Source organism: Bifidobacterium callitrichos DSM 23973 (assembly GCF_000741175.1).
Taxonomy (GTDB): domain Bacteria; phylum Actinomycetota; class Actinomycetes; order Actinomycetales; family Bifidobacteriaceae; genus Bifidobacterium; species Bifidobacterium callitrichos.
The window spans coordinates 22899-44366 of the sequence record NZ_JGYS01000028.1; the positions used below are offsets into that span (position 1 = coordinate 22899).

General features: G+C 61.5%; 30 protein-coding genes. 12 read left to right on the top strand and 18 right to left on the bottom strand.

Annotation, left to right across the window (positions count from 1 at the left end):
- Nucleotides 1-17 precede the first annotated feature (17 nt).
- The 10 genes from BCAL_RS11355 to BCAL_RS11400 form a co-directional block, all read right to left on the bottom strand.
- Nucleotides 18-437: a DUF5361 domain-containing protein gene (locus tag BCAL_RS11355; protein ID WP_052119136.1), complete on the bottom strand. Its 420-nt coding sequence runs from the start codon at nucleotides 435-437 to the stop codon at nucleotides 18-20.
- A complete protein-coding gene (locus BCAL_RS11360; RefSeq protein ID WP_043165841.1) occupies nucleotides 413-667 on the bottom strand; it encodes a hypothetical protein in 255 nt (84 codons plus the stop codon). The genes BCAL_RS11355 and BCAL_RS11360 overlap by 25 nt, the downstream gene beginning before the upstream one ends.
- Nucleotides 668-782: 115 nt before the next feature.
- Nucleotides 783-1502 carry a phage tail tube protein gene (locus BCAL_RS11365; protein ID WP_043165843.1) on the bottom strand — a complete coding sequence of 240 codons (720 nt, stop codon included), beginning with the start codon at nucleotides 1500-1502 and terminating at the stop codon, nucleotides 783-785.
- A 12-nt stretch (nucleotides 1503-1514) separates the two neighbouring features.
- Nucleotides 1515-1868 (bottom strand): hypothetical protein, encoded by a 354-nt coding sequence (locus BCAL_RS11370; protein ID WP_043165845.1) that lies wholly within the window; start codon nucleotides 1866-1868, stop codon nucleotides 1515-1517.
- Between the two features lie 5 nt (nucleotides 1869-1873).
- Complete coding sequence (locus BCAL_RS11375) at nucleotides 1874-2134, bottom strand: hypothetical protein (protein WP_043165847.1); 261 nt, start codon at nucleotides 2132-2134, stop codon at nucleotides 1874-1876.
- A gap of 3 nt (nucleotides 2135-2137) precedes the next feature.
- Nucleotides 2138-2482: a hypothetical protein gene (locus BCAL_RS11380; RefSeq protein WP_043165848.1), complete on the bottom strand. Its 345-nt coding sequence runs from the start codon at nucleotides 2480-2482 to the stop codon at nucleotides 2138-2140.
- Complete coding sequence (locus BCAL_RS11385) at nucleotides 2479-2862, bottom strand: Gp19/Gp15/Gp42 family protein (RefSeq protein ID WP_193786790.1); 384 nt, start codon at nucleotides 2860-2862, stop codon at nucleotides 2479-2481. Before BCAL_RS11385 ends, BCAL_RS11380 begins: the two co-directional genes overlap by 4 nt.
- Before the next feature lie 7 nt (nucleotides 2863-2869).
- On the bottom strand, nucleotides 2870-3436 hold the full coding sequence (locus tag BCAL_RS12435) for a hypothetical protein (protein WP_052401221.1): 567 nt from the start codon (nucleotides 3434-3436) through the stop codon (nucleotides 2870-2872).
- Entirely contained in the window at nucleotides 3433-4341 is a 909-nt protein-coding gene (locus BCAL_RS11395) for a head protein (protein WP_043165852.1), read from the bottom strand. Before BCAL_RS11395 ends, BCAL_RS12435 begins: the two co-directional genes overlap by 4 nt.
- A gap of 28 nt (nucleotides 4342-4369) precedes the next feature.
- Nucleotides 4370-4846: a hypothetical protein gene (locus tag BCAL_RS11400; protein ID WP_052119138.1), complete on the bottom strand. Its 477-nt coding sequence runs from the start codon at nucleotides 4844-4846 to the stop codon at nucleotides 4370-4372.
- Between the two features lie 93 nt (nucleotides 4847-4939).
- Between BCAL_RS11400 and BCAL_RS11405 the strand changes: the two genes are divergently transcribed.
- The gene (locus BCAL_RS11405) at nucleotides 4940-5218 is read left to right on the top strand and encodes a hypothetical protein (protein WP_043165855.1); all 279 of its coding nucleotides are present in this window, start codon (nucleotides 4940-4942) and stop codon (nucleotides 5216-5218) included.
- On the opposite strand, the gene BCAL_RS11410 is transcribed toward BCAL_RS11405, so the two are convergent.
- The 8 genes from BCAL_RS11410 to BCAL_RS11450 form a co-directional block, all read right to left on the bottom strand.
- A complete protein-coding gene (locus tag BCAL_RS11410; RefSeq protein ID WP_043165856.1) occupies nucleotides 5219-5491 on the bottom strand; it encodes a hypothetical protein in 273 nt (90 codons plus the stop codon).
- On the bottom strand, nucleotides 5488-7158 hold the full coding sequence (locus BCAL_RS12440) for a VG15 protein (protein WP_052119139.1): 1671 nt from the start codon (nucleotides 7156-7158) through the stop codon (nucleotides 5488-5490). The genes BCAL_RS11410 and BCAL_RS12440 overlap by 4 nt, the downstream gene beginning before the upstream one ends.
- Nucleotides 7085-8563, bottom strand: coding sequence for a phage portal protein (locus BCAL_RS11420; RefSeq protein ID WP_043165857.1), 1479 nt, complete (start codon nucleotides 8561-8563; stop codon nucleotides 7085-7087). Before BCAL_RS11420 ends, BCAL_RS12440 begins: the two co-directional genes overlap by 74 nt.
- 11 nt (nucleotides 8564-8574) lie before the next feature.
- A complete protein-coding gene (locus BCAL_RS11425; protein ID WP_338010561.1) occupies nucleotides 8575-9921 on the bottom strand; it encodes a terminase in 1347 nt (448 codons plus the stop codon).
- A gap of 73 nt (nucleotides 9922-9994) precedes the next feature.
- Nucleotides 9995-10210, bottom strand: coding sequence for a hypothetical protein (locus BCAL_RS11430; RefSeq protein WP_052119140.1), 216 nt, complete (start codon nucleotides 10208-10210; stop codon nucleotides 9995-9997).
- A 1021-nt stretch (nucleotides 10211-11231) separates the two neighbouring features.
- The gene (locus tag BCAL_RS13345; protein WP_152600344.1) at nucleotides 11232-12620 is read right to left on the bottom strand and encodes a tyrosine-type recombinase/integrase; all 1389 of its coding nucleotides are present in this window, start codon (nucleotides 12618-12620) and stop codon (nucleotides 11232-11234) included.
- A gap of 26 nt (nucleotides 12621-12646) precedes the next feature.
- Nucleotides 12647-13069 (bottom strand): hypothetical protein, encoded by a 423-nt coding sequence (locus tag BCAL_RS11445; RefSeq protein WP_043165862.1) that lies wholly within the window; start codon nucleotides 13067-13069, stop codon nucleotides 12647-12649.
- Nucleotides 13070-13089: 20 nt separating this feature from the next.
- Complete coding sequence (locus BCAL_RS11450) at nucleotides 13090-13509, bottom strand: helix-turn-helix domain-containing protein (RefSeq protein ID WP_043165864.1); 420 nt, start codon at nucleotides 13507-13509, stop codon at nucleotides 13090-13092.
- 95 nt (nucleotides 13510-13604) lie between these two features.
- On the opposite strand from BCAL_RS11450, the gene BCAL_RS11455 reads away from it, so the two are divergent.
- From BCAL_RS11455 to BCAL_RS13845, 11 genes are all read left to right on the top strand, one after another.
- A complete protein-coding gene (locus tag BCAL_RS11455) occupies nucleotides 13605-13865 on the top strand; it encodes a helix-turn-helix domain-containing protein (RefSeq protein WP_043165866.1) in 261 nt (86 codons plus the stop codon).
- A gap of 23 nt (nucleotides 13866-13888) precedes the next feature.
- Nucleotides 13889-14254, top strand: coding sequence for a hypothetical protein (locus BCAL_RS11460; RefSeq protein WP_043165868.1), 366 nt, complete (start codon nucleotides 13889-13891; stop codon nucleotides 14252-14254).
- Between the two features lie 8 nt (nucleotides 14255-14262).
- On the top strand, nucleotides 14263-14520 hold the full coding sequence (locus BCAL_RS11465; RefSeq protein ID WP_043165870.1) for a helix-turn-helix transcriptional regulator: 258 nt from the start codon (nucleotides 14263-14265) through the stop codon (nucleotides 14518-14520).
- Entirely contained in the window at nucleotides 14505-14912 is a 408-nt protein-coding gene (locus BCAL_RS13840) for a hypothetical protein (protein ID WP_052119141.1), read from the top strand. The genes BCAL_RS11465 and BCAL_RS13840 overlap by 16 nt, the downstream gene beginning before the upstream one ends.
- Nucleotides 14906-15070: a hypothetical protein gene (locus BCAL_RS13350; RefSeq protein ID WP_156101986.1), complete on the top strand. Its 165-nt coding sequence runs from the start codon at nucleotides 14906-14908 to the stop codon at nucleotides 15068-15070. Before BCAL_RS13840 ends, BCAL_RS13350 begins: the two co-directional genes overlap by 7 nt.
- Nucleotides 15067-15438: a hypothetical protein gene (locus tag BCAL_RS11475; protein WP_043165872.1), complete on the top strand. Its 372-nt coding sequence runs from the start codon at nucleotides 15067-15069 to the stop codon at nucleotides 15436-15438. The genes BCAL_RS13350 and BCAL_RS11475 overlap by 4 nt, the downstream gene beginning before the upstream one ends.
- Nucleotides 15435-16415, top strand: a complete 981-nt coding sequence (locus BCAL_RS11480; protein ID WP_052119142.1) for a hypothetical protein — start codon at nucleotides 15435-15437, stop codon at nucleotides 16413-16415. Before BCAL_RS11475 ends, BCAL_RS11480 begins: the two co-directional genes overlap by 4 nt.
- Before the next feature lie 17 nt (nucleotides 16416-16432).
- On the top strand, nucleotides 16433-17209 hold the full coding sequence (locus BCAL_RS12445) for a hypothetical protein (protein ID WP_052119143.1): 777 nt from the start codon (nucleotides 16433-16435) through the stop codon (nucleotides 17207-17209).
- A gap of 93 nt (nucleotides 17210-17302) precedes the next feature.
- Nucleotides 17303-19675 carry a DUF5906 domain-containing protein gene (locus tag BCAL_RS11490; protein WP_043165874.1) on the top strand — a complete coding sequence of 791 codons (2373 nt, stop codon included), beginning with the start codon at nucleotides 17303-17305 and terminating at the stop codon, nucleotides 19673-19675.
- 430 nt (nucleotides 19676-20105) lie between these two features.
- Entirely contained in the window at nucleotides 20106-20525 is a 420-nt protein-coding gene (locus BCAL_RS11495; protein WP_152600345.1) for a hypothetical protein, read from the top strand.
- A 138-nt stretch (nucleotides 20526-20663) separates the two neighbouring features.
- Nucleotides 20664-21425, top strand: a complete 762-nt coding sequence (locus BCAL_RS13845; RefSeq protein WP_052119144.1) for a hypothetical protein — start codon at nucleotides 20664-20666, stop codon at nucleotides 21423-21425.
- Nucleotides 21426-21468: the final 43 nt, after the last annotated feature.

Consider the following 21468-nt stretch of genomic DNA (forward strand, 5'->3'; position numbering starts at 1 on the left):
AGGCATGCTCTGTTCGGTTATGCGAAGGCCACGCGCGGCCGTTTGAGATAGGCGCGCAGCTCCTGTTTGCCCATGCCGGTCAGTTCCGGGTCGCGGCGTTTCGGCGTGGCCTCGCCGGGTGCGGGCGTGGGTTTCGGCTTGCCGCGGTTCTTCTGCCCGTCCTTGGTCTTGGCCCACACGAGCCAGCGCAGCGAGTATTCGATGCTGCGCAGCCACCAGTCGGCGGGCGTCCACGCGTTGCGCTGGTCCAGCAGGCTGGCGAGCCGGCTGCCGGCAGGCGCGTTGGCGGCGATGAGCCACACGTCACGCCACGACAGCAGCGGGCCTCCGAGCCATCTGAGGCGCAGGCCCAATCGGATGAGCTCGTATTCGAGCGCGTCCCGATGATGGGTGATGAGCCATTGGACGGCGGCTAGTCTTTTGGGCTGCCCGTCCACGCGGTGATGAACCCGTTGAGCTGTTCGGGATGCAGCTGGTCGAGCAGCGGGTGCGCCTCTGCGGGGAAGAGCGTGTAGAAGCAGTCGATGTCGCCGCTTGTGATCGCCCTGAGGTCGCCGATGGTCAGCGCGTCGGGGCTCTTGACCTTGTAGCGGGTCTTCGAGCCGGGGAACTGCACCTCCACCGTCTCGTCGCCCTTGGGCTGGTAGTCGTTGATGATGATCGCCATGGTTGCCGTGTCCTTCCTGGCCATGCCGTGTCACTGCTTGGATTGGAGTGGATCCGGTGGCGGCGGACACGGCATCGGCACCGCCACCGGACTGGGAACTATCGGGGCGGACGGGTCAGGCGGTCTTCGCCGTCGTCGCCTTCACCGTGGTCTTGCGGCGGGTGGCGGCCTTGACTGCGGCCTTCGCCAAGGTGGGCGTCTCCTCGTCGGTCAGCGCCGCCGGCTCGTCGCCGGTGGTCTCCGGCGTATCGGCGGTGACGTAGGCGATGTACTCGTAGGCGGTGTTGCCGTTGGCGTCGGGGAACGCGTTGATGGTGGGCGTGTAGGTGATGGCCTCGCCGTCCGCGTAGGTCACGTCGTCCACGTCGCCCGTCTTGCCGACCGGCACGACGATGCGCTTGACCCTGTTGCCGGTCATCGCGAACTCGAACACGTACACCAGTTCGGGCGGCTCCGCGCTGTTGTGTTTGACCGTGATCTGGTCCTTGCCGTCCACGGTCTTGACTTCGACGTTGCCGGGCCCGTAGGTGACGGCCAAGGTTTCGGGCGTGGTCTCCAGCATGCCGAACTGGAAGCTCTCCGCCCGGCTCGTCGTCACACTGAGTACGCGGTCGCCGCCGAACGCGTTGATGTCCTCGCTATCGCGGTCGATGGTGTTCGTCACGCCATCCTCGCTCAGATAGCCGAGGTCGTGGAACTTGTCGGACAGCGTGGTGGTGGCGTCGGTGGGCGGGGTGGCCTCGCCGACCTTGCCGTACCATGCGCCGCCCGCGTAGCGTCCGCCGTCGCCGTGGGGCTTGCCGACCGACACCATCTGAGCATTGGGCTTGCCCATAGGTTCTTCTCCTTACATGTGTTTGTGCACCGTCAGTTCGGCGGTGATCTGATAGCGGGGCGTGTCCCCGTCCAGCGGATAGTTCGTTGTGGATTCGATGGCGACTTTCGCCACCGCCGGGATCCGCACGGCGCGTTCCAGCACGGTCTTCACCCGTTGGGCGAGGAATGCCGCCTGGACGCGGCTGGTGTCCCAGCATTGGATGGCGAGCATGGGATGGTCGGTGAACGGGGTCTCCGTGCCGCCCGTCCGCTCCACCGTCACGAACCGTTCCGGCCGCCGCGCCGGCACGTCCGTCGAGACCGGGATGCCCGCAAGCTCGGGCTGCCGGTTGAGGAACTGGACGAGCGTGGTTTCGACGTTCATGGTGGCTAGTCCCTTCCGGCGTCCAGCGATTTCAGCAGGGTGTTGTGCTTCGCGTTCGACCGTCTCGCATGCCGTGTGACCGCTCTCACCGCCCCGTGGGGCCGGTCGGTCCTGATGACATCGCCCACGTAGCCCTTCGCGTTGTGCATACGGTTCGCCGCGGCCGCGACGGCCTCGGTGCGACGCTCGATGTCGCCTCTCACGCCGTCGCTGTTGAGCACGTCCAATACGCCGCTGCTATGCAGCCGGACTTTGACCTTGGCCATGGTTCAGCCTTCCGTGTAGGTGGCTTCGACGCTCATGTTCCACTTGGTCGGCTGCATGCCGCCGTCGAGCGGCAGCGGATGGCCGACCACGTGATACGGGTGCGCTTCGTCGCCGCGCAGGATGATCCGGCACCCGTCGAGCGGGTCGCCCGTGTAGTCGCGCGGGAAACGGAACACGGCGTCCACGCGCATCCCGTCCGGACGGTTCGAGTCGCCAGCGTCCGTACTGTCGGGCGAGTCCACGAGCACATTGGGCACCGTTTCGCGCTGTTCTTCGTAGACCGGGTTGTTGCCCTCGTCCACGCCGGATTGGACGCGACGGATGACGGTGATGGTCTCGCCTCTCACGGGCCGCCTCCGCTCATGTCGAGGTGGAACGCGCGAGCCCGGCCACGGCCCAACCGGGCCTTCTCCGCCTTGGTCAGGTAGAGATCGCCCATGGGATTCGAGTAGGTGAAGGATTCGCTGAAGCTGCCGGCGGTCTGCTGCGCGTTCGTCACGCCCAACCGTTCGTCGCCCACGCTCATCTTGCGGATGACCATCGCGCACGTGATCGACGCGAGCGTGCGTTCGGACGCCTGCGACCATTTGGGGCATGTGTCCATGATGATCTGCGTGGCGTCCTCCAGCAGCACGGTCGCGGTCTCGCGTTCCGCCTCGGTCAATGCGTGCCAGCGTCGCTCCACGTCCCTGTAGGTGGCGAACGGCCGGAACGCGTCATCAATCACTTGGCGATCAGCCCCATGTACGCATCGTCGCGAGCATCGCCTTGATCGTTGTTCCCAGCGTCGCGGCGGTCGCGTCGGCGGCCGGATCCGTGATGGCGGCTGCCGTGGCGGGCTTGCCGGAGATGTTCGCCCACGTGGCGGCTGCCGGGATGGACGGCTTGTTCGTCAGGTCCGTGTAGCTGCCGGAGAAGCTGGACGTGCCCGCGCCGATGGCCTTGCGCGCCGCAGCCGTGTCCGCCGCGCCCATCACGGCCTTGCCGACCGTGGTCGCCCCGGACAACGTGGAAGCCGTCGGCATCGTGGGAATGGACGGCTTGCCGGTCAGATCGCCGTACGCGCCGCTGAAGCTGGACGTGCCCGCCCCGATCGCGGTACGCGCCGCGGCTCCGGTCGATGCCTTCATCACGGCCTTGCCGATGGCGGATGCCCCGCCCAACGTCTCCACGGTCACTGCGGCCCCGGCGCCGGTGAACGGCGTGCCTTCCGGGTTCACCAAGCGCACGGGCTCGGCGAGCACGGGCACGCCGCTCTCGCCGGTGTGGACTACGAGGGTCTTTACGGGGGTGACGCTCATCGCTTCACCGCCCGCGTGGTCTTGGCGCCGGCGGTCTTGAGCACGGCGATGGAGGTCGGGTCGATGATCGCGTAGGAGAACACGGCCTCGCTCCTGTAGGCGATCTGGTTGCTGCCGGCCAAGTCCACGCCGGTGTTGTCCGGGTCGCCGTACGGGATGACCTCGGCCGTGATCGGACGCACCAGACGCCATTTGATCGTGCTGAAGTCACCCATGAACGCGAGCACGTTCGTCGCGTCCGTGGCGTACTCGCCCTCGACGGTCACGCTCGTGCTGGCCTTGATCCCGTCCAAGGTTCCCGTGTTCAGGCTCAACGGGATCTCCGGGAACAGTCGTCCACCCGTGTTGGACACGCGCAGCTTGCGAAGCTCGTTCGCCAATGTGCGGGACAGTGCGACGCCGGTGATGTTCGCGCGCAGCAGCCTGTCGGTGAGCAAGTCGAGGTTGGCGAGCTGGTCGTCGGTGGCGGTCACCTGCACGCCCGTGGCGGACAGCGCCTCGTAGCCGGCGAGTTTGTCGCCGGACGCGGGGTTGACCGCGTGGTAGATCACGTAGTCCAACGCCTCGCCCAACGCCGCGGCCTGATCGGCCTGGATCGCGTCGAGGATCTGCAGCTGGTTGTCCTCGTCCGCCCACTGCAGCTGCTTGGAGACGCGCGTGGTGCACTGCACCGTGAACCGCTTGCCTTCCTTCGGGGTGATCGGCTGCTCGTAGCCGCTTTTCTTCGCGCCCTCGGCCACGACCTCGGCGCGCGCCTTGCCGGTGAACACGTTGTACTTGTCGTCCATGAACCCGAGCCTGTCCGCCGGGCTCAACGTGGCGATCGTGCTGGTGTCGTGCGCCTTGCCCACCACCGCGAGACTCACGGACGTGGGCAGCGTCACCTGATTGGTCTGCAAAACCATAGATTCCTTCCTCTAAAGGGTTGAACGTTTACTTGGTGCCGAACAGTTGTCTGAGCAGTCCCGCGTTCGGATTCGTCTGGGATTGCGGCGTGCCGGCCGGATCCGCGACCTTCGCCGCAGACGGCTTCGCCTGCGCGGCCAGATACGACTTGATGGCCTGCGCGTGCGCGTTGATCTCCTCGGCCGTTTCCCCGCGAAGCAGATCCACCGGCACGCCGGTCTTCCTGGCTGCCTCGTCACGCCATGCGAGACGCTGCTGGGCGGTCTTCAGGTCGTTGAGCTCCCTCTCCGCCCGTTCGGCGCGGGCCTGAAGCTTCTGCGTCTCCGTGAGACGGGATTCCTTCAACGCGGCCAGCTCGTCCGCCGCGCTCTTGTTCGCCTCGGCCTTGCCACGCCACGACTTCGCCCGTTCGGCCTCGGCCTCGTAACGGGCCTTCCAGTCGATCTCCTCCGGCGGCGAACCGGACTGTTCTCCGGTGTCCGGGGCGTCGTCTTCTTCGGCCATACGGCCTCCTTCCGCCCGTCATCGGGCATAAGAAAAGCCACCACGGACGAATCCGTGATGGCATAATGGGGTCATTGATCAGAGAGGATTGAGATGGCGGATGATGTACCGGACGAGGAGGCCTTGCCTCTATACAGGGAACTGAGGCCGTATTGCGATGCGCTTGACGAGGAGCTGCTATGGGGCTTGGATACGGGATTCGAGACCGGCGAGTACTACTACGCGTTGAGTTGGCTGATCGCCGATGTCCTCGAACACGATCTCGATGTCCCCTGTGACGTGCTGCTTAAGGCTTATCGAGTGTTGATGCACGAGGACGGCGATGAATACCGGCCGCTTCTCGAACGGTATCTTCGTCGGCGCAGTCGCTGATCATTCATCCTCGGTATCCCGTACGTCTTTGAAATCGCGGTAGTACATATTGCCGGGGCCTGCGGGGGCGAATGGCGCGCTGAACAGACGTTCGGCCTTACCGGTCTTCTTGTTGACGAACCACGCGCAATCATCGGCCTGAACGAAGTCAGAGGCCATAGGGACGGCGTAGTATTCGTCGTCCTCGCCGCCCTCGGGGTCCGTGGGCATGCCGTGCTCGATCTGCTCGACGATGAGACGTGCCTGATGGTAGCTGGTGACCTTATCGCTCATGCTTGTCCTCCTTGACTGTGTGGCGTGGATTCGGCCCATTTGTCGTACTCGTCCTGATGCCGCCGCCACGAGGGGTCGTCGCGGTGGGTTCGTTGGAGTTTCCACTCGCTCCAGCTTCGCACGGTGTCGGGATCGCCGACCCATGGCTTGGCGTAGGCGGGCGCGTCGGTGAAGCTCGGCCGGCCGCCTTCGAGAAGGCTGTCGGTGGGTTCCATGTCGTCCACGCGCAGGAACCTGAGCTGTCCTTCCTTGATGTCGTCGGGATAGTAGTCCGGGCTCCGTCCGTTCTTGTACCCGTATTTCGTGTAGTCGCCGGGCTGGAAGTCGTACATGCGTACGGATTTCCAGCCGCTGGGCATCTGGATAATCTCGGCGTTCCAGATGTGGGCGTTGCCGTTCTTCCATGGGCCGGCGACGAAGAAGCGGCTGCCGGGCGGGTATTCGCGCATGGCCCGGATTGTGGCGTTGTTCGTTTCCTTCTGGGTGAATTTGCGGTGGTTGCCGTTCCTGTCCACCCACATGTCGGCGATGTTCCAGTAGTAGCCGTCCGAGGATTTCTTGTGGTTGCCGACGGCCTGCACGTCGTAGCCTCTGAGGCGTAGTTCGGCGGCTTGGACGACGCGCTGGCAGTTGATGCCCCATGGGTTCTTTGAGAAGTTCGGCTGATACCCGTTGTCGAGCTTCTTTTTCACCCACATGTCCCATAGGGGGTTCACCTCGTCGTGCGCGATCTCCCTAAGGGACGTGCGTGGCGTCATGGTCTTGAACGCTCTGATCTTCTCGCCCGGCCCGCCCTTGCGCCTGCCGGGGTCATGGAGCTTGTGGCCTTGGCCCACTTTGTCGGGGTGCATGTGGCGCATGAGGTACGCGAGCGAGTTCACGTTGTTCGGGTCGTACGGCCCGTACACGCTTTGCCCGCGTTTCGGTTCCCGGTATGGGGTGATGTTCGCGAGCCCGGCCTTGAGGTCGGCGGGCATGACGCCCGTCTCCAATGCGCGGCGCGCGGTCTCGTAGATCCTGAGGTATTCGTTCGGGTCGTAGCCTTCGATCCGGTTGCTGCCTTTGCCCCATTCGGGGACGATCTCGCACCGGCAGTTGCCGCCGTGGAAGCTCGTGCCGAAGTCGGCCGTGTCCTCGCTGGCGTAGATGTAGCCGCGTGACGCGAGCATGATGCAGAATGCGCACGGCTGCCGGCCGTTCGGCACGCGCGCGTATCGGGGCTTGTGCGGGTCGCGTCTAGCGTTGCTTCTGATGGTCTGCCGTCCGGGGTTGCGGATCTCCCGGTCCATGAGGTTGTTCAGGTAGCGCAGCAGCTCGTCCGGATTCGCCTTCTTCCCCTTGCCGGGGTCGTCCCACAGGACGCCGGCCTTCCACCGGATGAGCTTCTTCACGGCCTCGTCCCTGTTCGGGTTCTCGACCTCGGCGGTGAACGCGTCGTCGAAGTGCTTCGCGTACACGTGCTCGTACCAGTCGGCCGCGGCGGTGCTGGACATGTCCGAGTACTTGCCGATGATCGCCGGCACCAAGTCAAGCAGTATGTCACGCTGCTTGGCGGCCGGCAGTCCGGCGATGTCCCACCACAGTTCGCCGAGGTCAAGCCTCGCGAGCCTGACCGCCTCCTGTTGGCTCGTCCTCAGCTGGTTCAGATCCTTGGTCGTCACCGGCATTGGCGCTCCTTAGGATCATGTCCAGCGCGTCCCGTCCACGGTCGCGCGACTGTTGCGAACGCAGTGAGCGGATCTCGTCGCCGTCCAAGCCGAGACGGCGCAGCCCGACCTCGCTGGTCGCGTAGGATTGGTTGACCTGGCTGATCTTCACGTACGCGTCCGCCCGCGCCCCGTCGCTGATCTCCCTAGTCGGCGCCCACACGGGCCGCACCTGTTTCAGCTCGTCCGGCGGTTCCGTGAGGCCGTCCCTGAGGCATACGGCCATGCGGGCCAGCCTGGTCAGCTGCATGCCGAAGAGGCGGTTCTGCCGGTCGGCGCGGCGGGTGAGCTTGCGTTCGGCCGCGGCCATCGCCTCCGCCGAACTGGGGTTGTCCAAGGTGATGCCGAGCGAGTCCACGGGAAGATCCGTGTCCGACGCGACCACCAGCGCGATCGTCTTCAACATGTCCGAGTGGGGTTGCATCGACGCCTGACTGATCTGCTGCAGATTGGGGCTGTCGCCGTCCTCGTCCTTGCTGATCGCATTGATCGAGCTCACCAGCGAGCTCCACGTGTCCGTGCTGAACGCGTCCTCGTCCATGCCGAGGAACCACAGCTTCGGCACCGCGTAGAACTCCGCACTGGCCTCCATACGCACCAATGTCCGGAAGCCCATATCGGTCAACGCCATCACCGGCCGCGTGATCCGCGAAGCCCCCAACGGCTTCGACAACTGCGGGTCGCTGACCAACGGCACCACCGTCGGCTCCGGCCAGAAGGTCACGTACCGTTCCGCCGTCCAACCGCCATAACCGTCTCTGGTGACCTGATAGACCACGCCGGGAAGGAACACGTTGAACGCGGTGACACGACCCTTCGATGTCGCGTCGTTGATCGTCAACGCCGCCGCCAGCCGGTTGCGACGACCGTCCCAGAGGGCGGCGGACCATTCCGCCGAACGCGGCGTCACCAGCAGACCGCCCGTGTCGGGATCACTGGTGAGGGTGAGGAACGCGCACCCATGCGTATACGCACTGACCACGGTCTGCGGTACCGCCAACTGGAGGGCGTTCATGTCGGTCAGCTCGTCAAGCCCGTACACGTCCTCGCCGTTGGGGTAGGTCCATCCGTCGAACACGGTCAGGTCGGCCAACGAGCGGACCGCCTTGGCGGGCCAGCCGATGCACGCGCTCACGTTCGCCTTGATACGATCCGGAATACTGATGCCGAAGTCCTTGAACCCCTCCTTCGCCCCGTAATAGCCCGTACGGATCAGGTTCCTCGGATACCGCTGCCGCCACACCTTCATCAACGTCCTGATAAGGGGCATGTCGTCGTCGGCGACGCCGGCGATGCGGGTGGCGCCGAACGAGGTGATGTCGAGCGGGCGCTTCAACGCGCTGGAGAAAATGCCCTCATCCGCCATAAGCCACCTCGCTATCTCATTACCTTCTGCCTGCGTCCCGGCCGGCGTCGCGTCGTCCACGCGCCCTGCACGGCGACGGTCACGGCCACCAAGGGACTGATGTCGATGTCATTGCCCGTCTTGTTCCACCCGAACGCGCCGCTCCTGCCGATCGGCCGCGTGGTCACGTTCGCCACCGCCTTCGCCAACTGCGGCTGATCCGCGTCGGGCAGATGACGCAGCATGCCGGCCTGGATCAGGTCGAGCATGCGCCCGCACGCCTGACCCATCTCGTTGGCGGTCACGACCTTCACCGGCACACGCCGCGCCTTCAACTCCGGCAACAGCACCATGGCCGGCGACTGCGCATCGATCGCCACACACGCCGTACGCGACCAGCGCGCCTTGATCCAATCCGCCGCCCACGCCACGCCATCGCGATGCGTGTCCCGGTACTCCGCCAACTCCACGTGGGCCGAACCGTCCGCATACTTCATGCACGCGCCGATCGCCAATGCGCTGCGGTCGGGCGGCATGTCCAAACCGAACGACACCACACCGCCATCTTGACGTTCTGTGACCTCGCCGTTCTTCCACAGTTCGGGGTCGATGACGCTCACCGTGTTGGTCTCGTCCCACACGCCCAAGCCCTCGCGCCGGAAACTGTCCTCGCCGAGGTTCTTCCTCATGCGCAGGATCGCCGACTCCGACGTACGCGACGGATACGAGGGATTCGCCTTCCGCCACTGGGAGCGGTCCTCGGGATCCGCGTCACGGTCGGCGCTGAATTCCACATACAACGTGTCGTCGCTCTCGCCATACAACGCATCATGGCGGCGATTGCTGAAGACCTCACTGGGGTCGCTTGGCTTGGGCGGCGTCCCCATGTAGATGATCAAGGGGTTCCGGGCCGCGTTCGTGGCGGGGATCATGTCGTCCAACGCCCGCTCGCCCAATATCTGCGCCTCGTCGAACACCTCGACGTCCACGTTGTCGAAACCACGACCGAACCCGTTCTCACGCGCACCGAACAGGATGCGACTGCCGTTCGTGAACGCGATCTCCTGCTGTCCATTCGCCCGCCTCGGCTCGCCATCCACGTACCGGGCGATCGCCGGCTTCCTGACCAGCGAGCACATGAACTTGAACGTCTCATCCGACGTGCGGCTGCGATGCGCCGTCCACAGGACCTTGAGCGGATATTCGCTCAGGATGCACAGCATCACGATCATCGTGCCGATCGTGAACGTCTTACCCACCTGACGACAGATCGAGATGACCACGCCGCCGATGCCCGCCGCATACAGGCCATCCGCCGTCTTGCCCAGCATGCACCGGCCAAGCCCATCCTGCCAATCGTCATACTCGATGCCACACATGCGCGCCTGCGCCTTCACCCGCGGCCAGCCCGTCGAAACGATGCCCTTCGGCAGCACCACGTGCCGGGCTACGTCAGACAGCCTCCTCGTCGAACCCGTCATCCTCGACCTCCACCGCAACCGACGGGCCCGAAGCACCGTCCTTGCCCTCCAACCGCTCGATCTCCCGACTCACCTCAAGCAACCGGCGCGACAACGCCGCCAGATCACGCGGCGGCGTATCCAGATCAAACACCGCCTGCTCAAGCCGCTTCAACGTGCGACGCAACAGGGTCAGGTACTCGTCCATGAGTGGCCTCCGAACGGCATAGAAAAAGCGGGGATACCCCTCGATTTATGTTCCAGTCTTGAAAGCTGGTCACGTGGAGTCCCCGCTGTTGCTTCTCACACCAAGCTCCTATAGGGGCGAGTAGAGAAGCAGACGGTTCAAGCATATGCGATAGGTCTGTTTGGAAAAAATCGGGGAGAGAGCGGCGCTATGACACAGGGGTGCGCCCGGAGCCGGCCGGTAGGATACCCTCCCCACAGTACCGAGCAGTGTCTCACCAAGTCGAGGTGCGGAACGGGACCGAAGTCGCTCTGACGTCGGCTTCTCCTCGGACGGCTTGTCGTGCCCATTCGATGCTCTTGTTGCTTCTCAGCTCGTTGCACGCGCGATGCGACAACTTGCAGTTTGCGAACTCGTACGGACTTCCGCCCTTCGACACCGGCAACAGCTCGTCCACTTCCGCACTCCACGGATCCCGCGCGGGCAATGTCTTGTCAACGGGCTTACCGCAGATATGGCACGTGTCGTAGGCGGCCAACACCCGTCTGCGCACGGCCCGTCTGCGAGCGCCGTTGGCGTACCGTGGGTTGCCTCGTGGCTTGGCCATAGGGTCTCCCGATAGAGGTGATGTACAAGATGAACCCCCACGGAGAAAGGAGGAAAGCCGTGGGGGTTGGATGGAGACCATTGTGGCCTCAAGTCTTCTGTTGCCTCTCATGTGATCGAGTAAACGGCAACAATACCATTTTCGGCGCGTTGCGGTTTTCCCGCAACTCGGCAAGAGACGGCCTAGACGATAACAGCGGTAACTGTGTTCAGCGTGATCGTGTTATCGGGACCCAGAATCCTAGACGATAAGTAATCCTGCGCTTTTCTCCGATTCAAGTAACTGGGTAACAGAGATAACAGGTCTCGGTGTACATTTGCGGGCTATATGTTGTCGGAAAGGACAGCGTTTCTTGCTACTTTGTTACCCCTGCCTATCAACGACCGTCGCCGAATCAATGAAAATGACCCGCACAATGGCGGGCCATTTCATCAATCATGCGGCTTGCTCCAGAGGTATCGGCTCCTGCGTATTGGAACCATCTGCTGGAGCAAGTGCTCTATCTCGGGCGGCCCCTACAGCATCCGCGACATCTCCGAGACGTTCTGGCCAAAGGGCGGCATAAACGTCCAGCGTCATTGCGGCAGTAGCGTGACCGAGTTGCTTTTGCAACGTCTTGACATCAGCTCCATTCGCGATTGCTATCGATGCATAGGTGTGACGCAACGAATGAGGCGTAATACCGTTACCTTCCATACCAGCGTTCTTCACGGCACGGTTGAAAACACGAGTGCGCCATGTCCTCACATAGAGAGGCCCACCCTGCTTGCCACGGAACACGTAATCATTCTCCGAAAGACCAGATATGTATTGCCGCAGTGCATGGCACAGAAATGTAGGCATGGCAATGGTTCGCGGAGTGCCGTTCTTAGGTGGCCCCAATGTGACATTGCCATTTTTATCATCAGTCCAAGTTCTGCGGATTCTTGCTCGGCACCGATCCAAATCGAGATCTCTGACCGTCAACGCCAAAGCTTCGCCTATACGTACGCCGGTGTATGCAAGGAACCTTACGAGCAGTGCATGCGTATTCGTCGTATCGTCGGGCCATGTTAAGACGCCATTGACAGTTTTGGCATGCTTTCCGTATCTTCCGGCCTGTGTAGCGAGTTGCTCGACCTCGGCAATGGTCAAAAACACTTTGTCATCCTGCGTGACGATTTTCGGCGTGGTTACCTTGTCAATGACATTTTCGACGAGATAGTCCTGCTTGACCGCGTAATCCAGAACGCTGTACATAGCCACACGAACGATGTTCTTGATGCTGGAAGGCGATAAAGGCTTCGGCTTGCGCATGACACCATTCTTGTCCACGGGAAGTTCCGCCTTGTAATCGCCGGTGGTAAGGTCGTTGACCCAGCTTTGCACATCCTTGGCCGTAATGCCAGAGAGCAGGACGTCGCCCCACCGCGGGTAAACATACACTCGCATATCTCGGGAGTACCGTCCGAGAGTGGCCTCTTTGACATCAAGTTTGGATTTCAGCCATTCCTCGGCTACCACACGAAATGCCTTGTGCCCAGCGTTCGGATCCCGATAACGTCCAGCACGGATGTCATCCTCCATTGCGGCCTTGAAACTCTCCGCATCGGAGAGCTTGTCAAAGTGCCTGCTCTTCTGCTGGGTCTTACCATCATCGCCGGCAACATACCAACGGACTCGCCAGCGCTTGCCCTTGCCGTAGATACTGGTGCGCCATTTTTCCGGCACGTGAGCTTTAAAAGGATCTTTGGCGTTGGCGAGAGAACGCTTCGCGGCGCTACTCGGCGCAGTGTCATCGTCGGCAGTGCGAAGCCAACGATCATCGATGATTACACGTGCCATCGTTGCTCATCTCCTTTCATTTGGTGTCAGTAGTGGGGTACGAGGCGGCATTTCCATGGATTGGCTTCGAGGATTCGCTGGACCTCTACGATGACGGCTCTTGTCACGCAGAGTTCGTTGGCGATCATGCAGGGGTCGGGTCCGTAGACCTGCTCGGCCTGTGCGTAATCCCGGAGATCCACGATGCGCTCGGCTGTCTCCTTGATGGTCAGATTCTCTTCGTTCCTGGCGGTCATCCACAGGTTCATTCCGGCATTGAAATGCTCCGCGTGGATGATCTCGTGTAGCAGTGCGACTCGTTTCTGGTTGTCGTTCAGCCTCCCGTCGATGGTGATGCGATGCTTCAGGTGGTCGTAGCGCCCTAGGTGGTCGTCGTTGATTGTTCCCTCCACCACTTGCAGGCCCATGTTGCGGGCCACCAGTAGCAGATCGCTGTAGGTGTTCTTCAAGCTGTACCCTTCACTTCTGGTCAGTCTGTCGGTGTTTCCATCTCTCTGTATTTGTCGCCGTCACGGTAGGCGGCGGTGGTGTACCCGTACTGCTGTTGTTGCTGCTGGTTAAGCAGGGCGATGCGGGTCAGTTGCTCCAACGTGGAGCGTTGCTTGTTTCTGAATTCGGTCTCGTATACTCCCATCTCGTCGTTGACGCGTTCGTGCGCGCGGGACACGATGACCCTGAGTTCGACGCCGATGCACAGACAGACCTTCTCGGCGACCTCCATGGGGATGGAGGGTTTGGCGTTCAGCCAGTTCGCCATGGACGACCTGGCATGTCCGAGCTGGTCGGCGACCTGCGCCTGCGAGAAGCCGCGGGAGCGGATGGCGCCTTTGAGCTCGGCTCCGAGGTACTTGGCGAACAGTTGCGCTCTAGTGTCGATTTCATTAGCCATGCCACCACTATAGCATGTATTTCTGCTAACGCAATTAGTCATATCAAGTCATTTTTGGGTTGCAGGTTCGCTGGAAAGCAAATAGCATTAGCCACATGACCAACAAACAGTCCATGGCGGACAGATGGATCGGGGCAACGGTGTCCCGGTTGTTGAAGGAAGACGGCTACAAGTACTCGGACATGGCACGCCGCATGCGCATGCCGTACAGCACGTTCAGCGCGAAGCGGCACGGGCGATCCCCGTTCTCGTTCCCCGAGATCTACGCGATCTGCCTGATCACCGGACGCGACCCGGCGGAATTCGTCCCACCCAAGTCGCATCTGCGTCTTCTGCCCAAGCACCCCGGCAAATAAGCCACCAAGGAAAGGAAGAAGGAATGAAGGACGATCCGATTCTCGGAGAAGAGACCATCAAAAGGAAGCGAGCCGCGATCAGCCGGTTCCTGCCGTTGCTCAATGCCGCTTCGGGCGACTGCCGACCGTATGTGGTGGAAGTCACCGCACGCCGTATCGGCGGGAAACCGCGTTCGTTCGGCTCGATCACGCTTGCCCCCGGCATGGGATCCATCAAGGGGAACATCCGCGCGCACGAGCTGGAGGTCGGCTTCGTCGGCATGGCACTCAGCCTGTACGGCGATGTACTCGTGACCACCGGTGCCAGGCTACTGAATGTCTCCGGCAACCAGTCCGCATGCTCTTACACAGTGCAGGAGCATGACAAGAGCACTCCTGTGAGCTTCTAGGTGAAAACATGCAGGCGCAAACAGAAGACCCCGAACTGTTCCACTCATTGAGGGACACGCTCAAGCCCATGAACACCACCAAAGATGTGGCCGGCATCGGCATAGCTGAAGGCACATTGGCCTACTGGCGATCAACGGGTATCGGCCCCAAGTTCGTCAAGGTCGGCCGCACCGTCCTCTACCCGAGAGAGACACTGATCGCCTATTTCCGAGATCACGTCTATCAATCCACCAGCGAGGTGACCAACTCATGCCCAGAAGTCTGAAGACGGCTCGGCGTGCGGGAGCGGCGATGGAGTCGCGGACGGTGGACTACCTGCGTTGGGCGCTGGATGACGATCGGATCGAACGCCGGCATCTTAACGGGGCCAAGGATCGCGGAGACATCGCAGGCGTACGCTTCCTTGACCACCGGGTGGTCGTGGAATGCAAGAACACTGCCCAGATGAACGTCTCCCAACACCTGCGGGAAGCGGAGATCGAGCGGGGCAATGACGACGCGCTGATCGGCGTGGTCGTCCAGAAGCGTCCCGGCATCGGCATCGACTCCCGAGACGGTCAGGCCAGACAGCTCGTACTTATGACCCTGGAATCGTTCGCGCTCATGCTTAATGACGGGCTCCCGCTCGGCCCAGACGCGGAGGCGGCGACATGCTGATCCGCAGATACCTGCCGCGATGCCGCACATGCGGCGTGCTCTCCAAGCCGGCGAGCGCGGACGCCGCCTATGAGACGGGACGCCGGCACGGCAAGGACAAGCCCGGCCACACGGTCGGGGTGATTCCCATCAAAGTCGAGGAAAGGAAACGACCATGAACGATAACGCGACGACCGCCGGCAACCCTGACGGCGAGGCGAAGTGGGAGACGTTGCAGGCTCAGGCCGCGCGCATCGCGTCCCTTCAGGTGGACATCAAGCGCGCGCAGGACGAAATCGACCGGCTCAAGGCGCAGATCCTTGAGAACTGGCCCGTCGGCTCGTACGAGGCTGGCGATCTGAAGGTGCAGGTCAAGGCCGGAAGCCAGCGGCTGGACGCGAAACGGTTCGCGCAGACCTACCCGGCGGCCAACAACCCGAAGCTGTACAAGGTCGCGCCGGACGTGTCGGCCGCCCGCCGCGCATTGGGCGAAGACGCGCTCGCCGACCTGATGCGCCGCGACAAGGCTTCGGTGGTGGTCAAATGAGCGCCGCCGACGTGATGGCAGTGCTCGCCACCGCCACCGATACGAGTCCGGCAGTAACGATGCCGCTAACGTCGGCTATTGAACCGCAGGCCTCGCCGTATGAGGAGCTTCGCGTGGAACCGACACTGTGGCCGCAGATCCGGGAGATCATCGAGTCGAGCATCGCGAACGCGCCACGCAAACGGCAGAAGGCCATCGGTCCCAGCGAGCTGGGAACAGACTGTCTGCATTGCCTAGCCGCGAAGCTGGTTGGATGGCCGAAACGCAAGGGCGTGGCATGGCTACCGTTCGTCGGCACATGCGTGCACGAGCATTTCGAGCGCATGTTCTCCGACCTGAACCCGCAGGGCTTCGACGATAACGTGAGGAACCGCCCGTACGAGACGGAGATGCGGGTCACGGTCGGCTCGCTCCACGGCATCACGGACGGCTACGAGGTCAAAGGATCCATCGACCTGTACGACCGGAGATCGGCCAGCACGGTGGACTGGAAGATCGTGGGCGCGACCACCCTCAAGGACGTGAAGGCACACGGCCCCTCCCAGACCTACATGGTGCAGGCCAGCCTCTACGGCATCGGATTGAGGAACGCGGGCGAACAGGTGGAACGCAACTGCATCTTCTTCCTGCCGCGCAACGGCATCAGCCTCAACGACGCCCTGCCCGTGGAGATGCGCTTCGACGAGCGGCCCGGCCTGTGGGCGCTGGCACGCGCCCAGCTTCTGGTCACGTTCCTGGACTTGATCGAACAGACGGACGGACCCGACATGCGCGACGCATGGATCCGGCTCCTGCCGGCATCGGCCACGCACTGCTTCGACTGCGGCTCATGGCCAGACGATCAGAACCGTACGATCCCCGAACTGCGCAAGCCCGACACCGTGCAGGTGCCCGACACATGGCAACGGCTCATCCCGCTGCTGCAACCCACTTACCAACCCAACCAGCAATCCACCAGTCAACAGTCAACCAAATAACACCAAGGAGCAGCACCATGTTCGCACAACCCAACCAGACCAACGCCAACACCCCGCAGACAGTCACCCTGCCCACGCTCGCGCAGGTCATGGCCGGCGGCACCCCGTCGTTCTTCCAACGTGAGGATCCCATCGGCACATCCGTGACCGGCACCGTCGAAAGCATCGAGGCGCAACAGCAAAGGGACATGGACACGCAGGAACCGAAATGGTTCGACAACGGCCAGCCCATGATGCAGGTCGTCATCCACGTCGCCACCAACCTGCGCGACAACACCATCCCCGGCGACGACGGCGTGCGCGCCGTCTACGTCAAAGGCAAGAACCTCGGCACGCTTCGTCAGGCATCACGCATCGTCGGCCGCGACTTCCCGCACGTCGGCGACGGGTTCACCGCCACCTACACCGCCAACGGCGAAGCCAAAAAGCGCGGCTGGAACCCGCCCAAACTCTACAGCTACGAGATCGTACCCAACCAGACACAGGTCGCCCAAGCCATGAACGCCACGCCCCAGCAGACCGCTACACCGGCAACTCATCCGGCGCAACGACCGGTAGTGCAACAGCCTACGTTCCAGCAGCCGCAGGCCTCCCCGACGGGAGTTTATCCCCAAAACGGTTACGTACAACCAAACATTCAACCGCAACTGAACGTACAGCAAATTCAGGCGTTGGCGGCCGCCGGCAACACAGCCGAGCAGATCGCCGGCATGCTGAACATCCCAGTCGCTCAGATCGCACAGGTACTTCAGCAATACGTTCCTGTCGAGTCCGGCGACGATCCCGAGTTCTAGTCCGGATAGCCCGGACGGTATCCACGCCGGCACCGTTGTGCGAGACGACGGCGGGCACCACGAAGCATGCGAACCAACAAAGGATGAGAAGACATGGACGAGTTGACCAAGATCATGGCGGATCCGGTGGAGGTGCCATACCGCCACCAGTGCTCGGTCGTGCCCAACGGACCGGACAATGTGCAACAGGTGCTTGTAGGCATGCGCCTTGCCGATCCCACATTCGGATACGGCCATGCGTTCTATGACCGTCTGGGTAGGAGCGTGTGCGTTCCTAGGACAACGAACAATGCAAAGTTCTTCGACGACGGTTATGCGAAGGCGCTGTGGGACTACCGCATCGGCAGCATGCTGATCGGTGAGGATAACGAGACCCTGTACGTACGCGACGTGGATGAAAGCGGCGAGAACAGGCTACTCAGCTCATGGCACTCCATCGCGGACATCGAAGAGGAATACCACATCACTGGTCAGAAGAACGTGTATCTGGCCTGGAATCTTCAGATGAAGGTCGAGTGCCGCAAGCTTCCTCGCCGCATATTGCGTGGAGTGAAGTTCTCGAACGTCGCCTTTTACCGTGTGGATGGGCACGTACGACGCATCGAATCCGACGACCCACTGTTTGCTAACTCATATGAGGTGACGCTGGACGCACCATATGACGACGAACTGGTGGCGCAGGCGGGGCGACTGCTTCGCTTCGTGACGGAGGATGACCACAGCGCCGAGAATCTGGGACGCCTGTTCGCGGCTCCACTGTTGCAACCGTATCTTCATCTGTTTTGGGTGATCTACGGCGGAGGCGGCAACGGTAAAGGCATTTTGCTCGGCTCTCTGCGCAAGTCGTTCCCCCGTCTGGCCACCCCGGTAAATGCTACGGCATTACTGAGCAGAGGCGGGGGCAACCCGTTCTCCAACGAGCAGGAGACCCTGAAGCTCATTGGACGCCTCTGGGTATTTGACGAGGATGCCGACACCATCAGCGTGGAACAGACCACGTTGCTCAAGAAGATCAGCACGGGCGACATGCTGGTCGGCCGGCGTATACGTGAGAACGGTATCAGCTTCCGCAACCGGGCGACACTGGCAATAGCCTCCAACAACCCGGTAATCCTCCAATCCACCGAAGCATTGAATCGCCGTCGAGTGTTCGTGCGGATGCGTGACGGGCGGAAAGAGAAGGAGTTTAAAGAGCTTCTGTCGTTCCGTGACCGCTATGGCGCGATACCGTTCCTCATGGCCTCATGCAGGTTGTGGGAAGTCAGAGGCGACAAGCCTTGGAACGATGTTTCCATTGGTTCGGCGGAGAGCCTTGACGATGCACAGCAGTGGATCGTCGATCAGATCGTCTCCAACGGCTATGCGGTCAGTCAGGACAACCCTTATAAGGAATCCCGTTCAGGCCATATGAACACCGTCTCAAAGCTAGGGCTGCTGTCCAAATGCAAGAAGATCGATGGCAAGGTCGTTCGCGTACTCGTAGTCAAGGATGAACGCACGTTCGCCCCATTCCGCAAGGAAAGCGCCGCAAGTATTCAAGATGCGCTCGCAGAAGCCGAATCGACGCCAGTACCCGCTCTTCCCTCGCCACGCGAGGATAACCCGGTTCCCACGCCGGACGATTACGGATTCCCCGTCACGTTCGGCACGGTCAGCGAAGGTAAGAAGTCGTTTGATTGGGCAAAGAACAGGACTTTACCCGTCGGGCGACGTCCTCCTTCCAGCGCTTCGGCTTATGCAGTAGTTCCGGCTGCAGGCATGGCAATCATCGACTTGGACGTGGCTAAGGATCCGCTTACCGGTGAGGTATTGAAGGATGCGCCGACCGGGTGGGATGTGTTCAACCGGGAAATCGGAGTATATGGCTCTCCTGATTTCCCGAAGACCTATCTGGTCGGCACGCCTACCGGACGGGCGAATGGTATAGCCTCGGCACACGCCTACTACCTGATTCCCGATTCACTGCGTGGATTGCTGAAGAACTCCGTGCACGAAGACGGCGTACCTGTTGACATCCGATGCGAAGGCAAGGGGTATGTTGTCGGCGCAGGAAGCCATATCGGCAATGGCAATTATCTGCTACTTGACGTACCGGATGGCAATCCGCCCGTCATGTCACCAAGGATGGTTTCCTGGCTGGAATCGCACAACTACACGACCGGCATTGCGCCACAACAGGTGGCGAGCGCCCGTTCGCAAAGGATCCCGTCACTTAGCGAGGTCATGGAACGTCCGATATCGATCGGCAAGCCAGCCAACGGCCGGCCTGACATGACACCTATTGCGGAGGGGTCTCGGAACAACGACCTTCACGCTTGGGCCTACGGACGACTGAGTAATCATCCGGAGAACAGGACTGCTATCGAGCATGACCTGTACGAGCGCGGCCGAGCAAGCGGTCTGACGGATGGAGAGCTGTCAACCATCTGGAAATCAATCATCCGGGCCACAGGAGGTGCGACATGAGTCAAAGGAAACCACCATGGCTGAGGATCCTGTGCCCTGCCACATGCAATACCGCTCATCTGGTGCCACGCAGATGCGGAAGGTGCCGTGAATGGACGGCAGTCTACACGGGAGGCAACGTCGAAGAAGTCTACGATCCGGGCATCCTGATGTCCGGGCGGGACGTAACCACCGCATTGTTGCTCGAACGACGTCTGACTCGCATCGTCCTGATCGGCAACAGCGGATTGTTTCACCTTCAGGACGTATGCGGAGCGAGAGGAATCCAAACCGACGGATGGTATCTCGCAGAACATGTTTGCCACACAACACCGGTGAGCAATAAGCCGTTCCGACTGCCGCGCCGCCCAAGGGAACGGCCATGGGGCGCCGACATCGCATTCACAGAAGAGGAAACCAAAGAATTTGAGCGGATATGGAGGAATCCATCATGGGCATGACCAAGGGCAAGCCCCGACTGCAACGGCACTCACCGCCAAAGCTGAAGCGTAAGACGCACAGACTGGCACGACTTGTTCCCGCAGTGCTACGTGCCACGCAATACCCCAGCAATATGGCGGGCTTCGGCACCGCCGCAGGCTACTACCGCGTGTGCTCATGCGGATACGAGACCAGAAACAAAGAGATCTTCGCCCATCACCTGGAGGTTGAACGACTTATGTCCGACGTGTTGTCATTCCTAGACGGCCCCAATCCGAGCAACGCAATGAAGCATCGCCTGACCGCCACAGCCAAGCACGGAAAGATCCTGATCTGCTCATGCGGCCGTGACTACCGCTCGCTGATAGCGATGCAGGAGCATATTCGCTACATGAATGAAAGGCCCGACGATGAACGCTTCATCGGCTGAACATCTGACAATCACCGAATACTCGGCCCGAGGCTTCCATTACTACTGTTCGTGTGGATACGAGACCAATTCGGTGGAACGATTGCGAGCGCATGCCTCAGATCCGCACGACGTCATGCGAGAGAAGGAATGATCGTTATGAGAGGACACTGTTCGCGGCTTGATGGCAACCGTGCCGTTGAAGCTCACCACCTCTGCGCTGAATGCGAAAAGCTTATGGTGACAACGGTTCGAGACATTGGCAACGGGTATACGGCGTTGTTGCTCGTTGCGACGAAGCAAGCCTCCGTTCACATGGAAGGCGGTGTCCGTGCACAGGCATCCGAATCCTCTTTGCCGATCAGAACCGGCGCATGGGAATTGTGCTGCGAAGCTGAGCGACAGATGCGATTAGCGGCCATGGCCGTGGGGTGGAAACATGCCTCGGACGAAAAGACAACCGTACCGGCAATGTGTCATGCAGTGCTCGAACGCATCGAACGACTGTTCCATAGCGCAGATGCCGGCGCATGGCTCGCTGAATTCTCCGACGTCAACAACCGGATGCTCGCCATGCTGGAGCCGCCAGAACCGCAAGTGGCGTTCGGCGTATGCCCGGAGTGCGGCGGCGTGGTATGGGGCGAGCCTGATGCCGACTACGGCGATTGCGTGCAATGCGAAGCCCACGTCCACCGACGTATGGTGGCCGACCGACTACTCGCCAAGCTATCCGTCTCCACGATGGAGGGCACTCCGACCGAACTGAGTAATGAATGCGCCAGAGCGGGAATACGGATTCCGGCAAGCACTATCCGCTCATGGATCCAACGGGGTCACATTCATCCAAATGAGGATGGACGTATACCTCTCAGCGCAATCATTCCTCTGCTCAAACAGCGTGCCAAATATGGATTGAAATAAGAAAGAGCCCGATGGATTGAAATAAGAAAGAGCCCGCCTCCCA

Coding starts and splice junctions, on each gene's coding strand:
- BCAL_RS11480 (WP_052119142.1), top strand. CDS start 15,435: ATGAGCGCCGCCGACGTGATGGCAGTGCTCGCCACCGCCACCGATACG.
- BCAL_RS11475 (WP_043165872.1), top strand. CDS start 15,067: ATGAACGATAACGCGACGACCGCCGGCAACCCTGACGGCGAGGCGAAG.
- BCAL_RS11495 (WP_152600345.1), top strand. CDS start 20,106: ATGGGCATGACCAAGGGCAAGCCCCGACTGCAACGGCACTCACCGCCA.
- BCAL_RS11375 (WP_043165847.1), bottom strand. CDS start 2,134: ATGGCCAAGGTCAAAGTCCGGCTGCATAGCAGCGGCGTATTGGACGTG.
- BCAL_RS12440 (WP_052119139.1), bottom strand. CDS start 7,158: ATGCCGGTGACGACCAAGGATCTGAACCAGCTGAGGACGAGCCAACAG.
- BCAL_RS11410 (WP_043165856.1), bottom strand. CDS start 5,491: ATGAGCGATAAGGTCACCAGCTACCATCAGGCACGTCTCATCGTCGAG.
- BCAL_RS11360 (WP_043165841.1), bottom strand. CDS start 667: ATGGCGATCATCATCAACGACTACCAGCCCAAGGGCGACGAGACGGTG.
- BCAL_RS12445 (WP_052119143.1), top strand. CDS start 16,433: ATGTTCGCACAACCCAACCAGACCAACGCCAACACCCCGCAGACAGTC.
- BCAL_RS13840 (WP_052119141.1), top strand. CDS start 14,505: ATGCCCAGAAGTCTGAAGACGGCTCGGCGTGCGGGAGCGGCGATGGAG.
- BCAL_RS11450 (WP_043165864.1), bottom strand. CDS start 13,509: ATGGCTAATGAAATCGACACTAGAGCGCAACTGTTCGCCAAGTACCTC.
- BCAL_RS12435 (WP_052401221.1), bottom strand. CDS start 3,436: ATGAGCGTCACCCCCGTAAAGACCCTCGTAGTCCACACCGGCGAGAGC.
- BCAL_RS13845 (WP_052119144.1), top strand. CDS start 20,664: ATGAGAGGACACTGTTCGCGGCTTGATGGCAACCGTGCCGTTGAAGCT.
- BCAL_RS11395 (WP_043165852.1), bottom strand. CDS start 4,341: ATGGTTTTGCAGACCAATCAGGTGACGCTGCCCACGTCCGTGAGTCTC.
- BCAL_RS13345 (WP_152600344.1), bottom strand. CDS start 12,620: ATGGCACGTGTAATCATCGATGATCGTTGGCTTCGCACTGCCGACGAT.
- BCAL_RS11465 (WP_043165870.1), top strand. CDS start 14,263: ATGCAGGCGCAAACAGAAGACCCCGAACTGTTCCACTCATTGAGGGAC.
- BCAL_RS11405 (WP_043165855.1), top strand. CDS start 4,940: ATGGCGGATGATGTACCGGACGAGGAGGCCTTGCCTCTATACAGGGAA.
- BCAL_RS11425 (WP_338010561.1), bottom strand. CDS start 9,921: ATGTGTGGCATCGAGTATGACGATTGGCAGGATGGGCTTGGCCGGTGC.
- BCAL_RS11400 (WP_052119138.1), bottom strand. CDS start 4,846: ATGGCCGAAGAAGACGACGCCCCGGACACCGGAGAACAGTCCGGTTCG.
- BCAL_RS11455 (WP_043165866.1), top strand. CDS start 13,605: ATGACCAACAAACAGTCCATGGCGGACAGATGGATCGGGGCAACGGTG.
- BCAL_RS11365 (WP_043165843.1), bottom strand. CDS start 1,502: ATGGGCAAGCCCAATGCTCAGATGGTGTCGGTCGGCAAGCCCCACGGC.
- BCAL_RS11490 (WP_043165874.1), top strand. CDS start 17,303: ATGGACGAGTTGACCAAGATCATGGCGGATCCGGTGGAGGTGCCATAC.
- BCAL_RS13350 (WP_156101986.1), top strand. CDS start 14,906: ATGCTGATCCGCAGATACCTGCCGCGATGCCGCACATGCGGCGTGCTC.
- BCAL_RS11430 (WP_052119140.1), bottom strand. CDS start 10,210: ATGGACGAGTACCTGACCCTGTTGCGTCGCACGTTGAAGCGGCTTGAG.
- BCAL_RS11370 (WP_043165845.1), bottom strand. CDS start 1,868: ATGAACGTCGAAACCACGCTCGTCCAGTTCCTCAACCGGCAGCCCGAG.
- BCAL_RS11420 (WP_043165857.1), bottom strand. CDS start 8,563: ATGGCGGATGAGGGCATTTTCTCCAGCGCGTTGAAGCGCCCGCTCGAC.
- BCAL_RS11460 (WP_043165868.1), top strand. CDS start 13,889: ATGAAGGACGATCCGATTCTCGGAGAAGAGACCATCAAAAGGAAGCGA.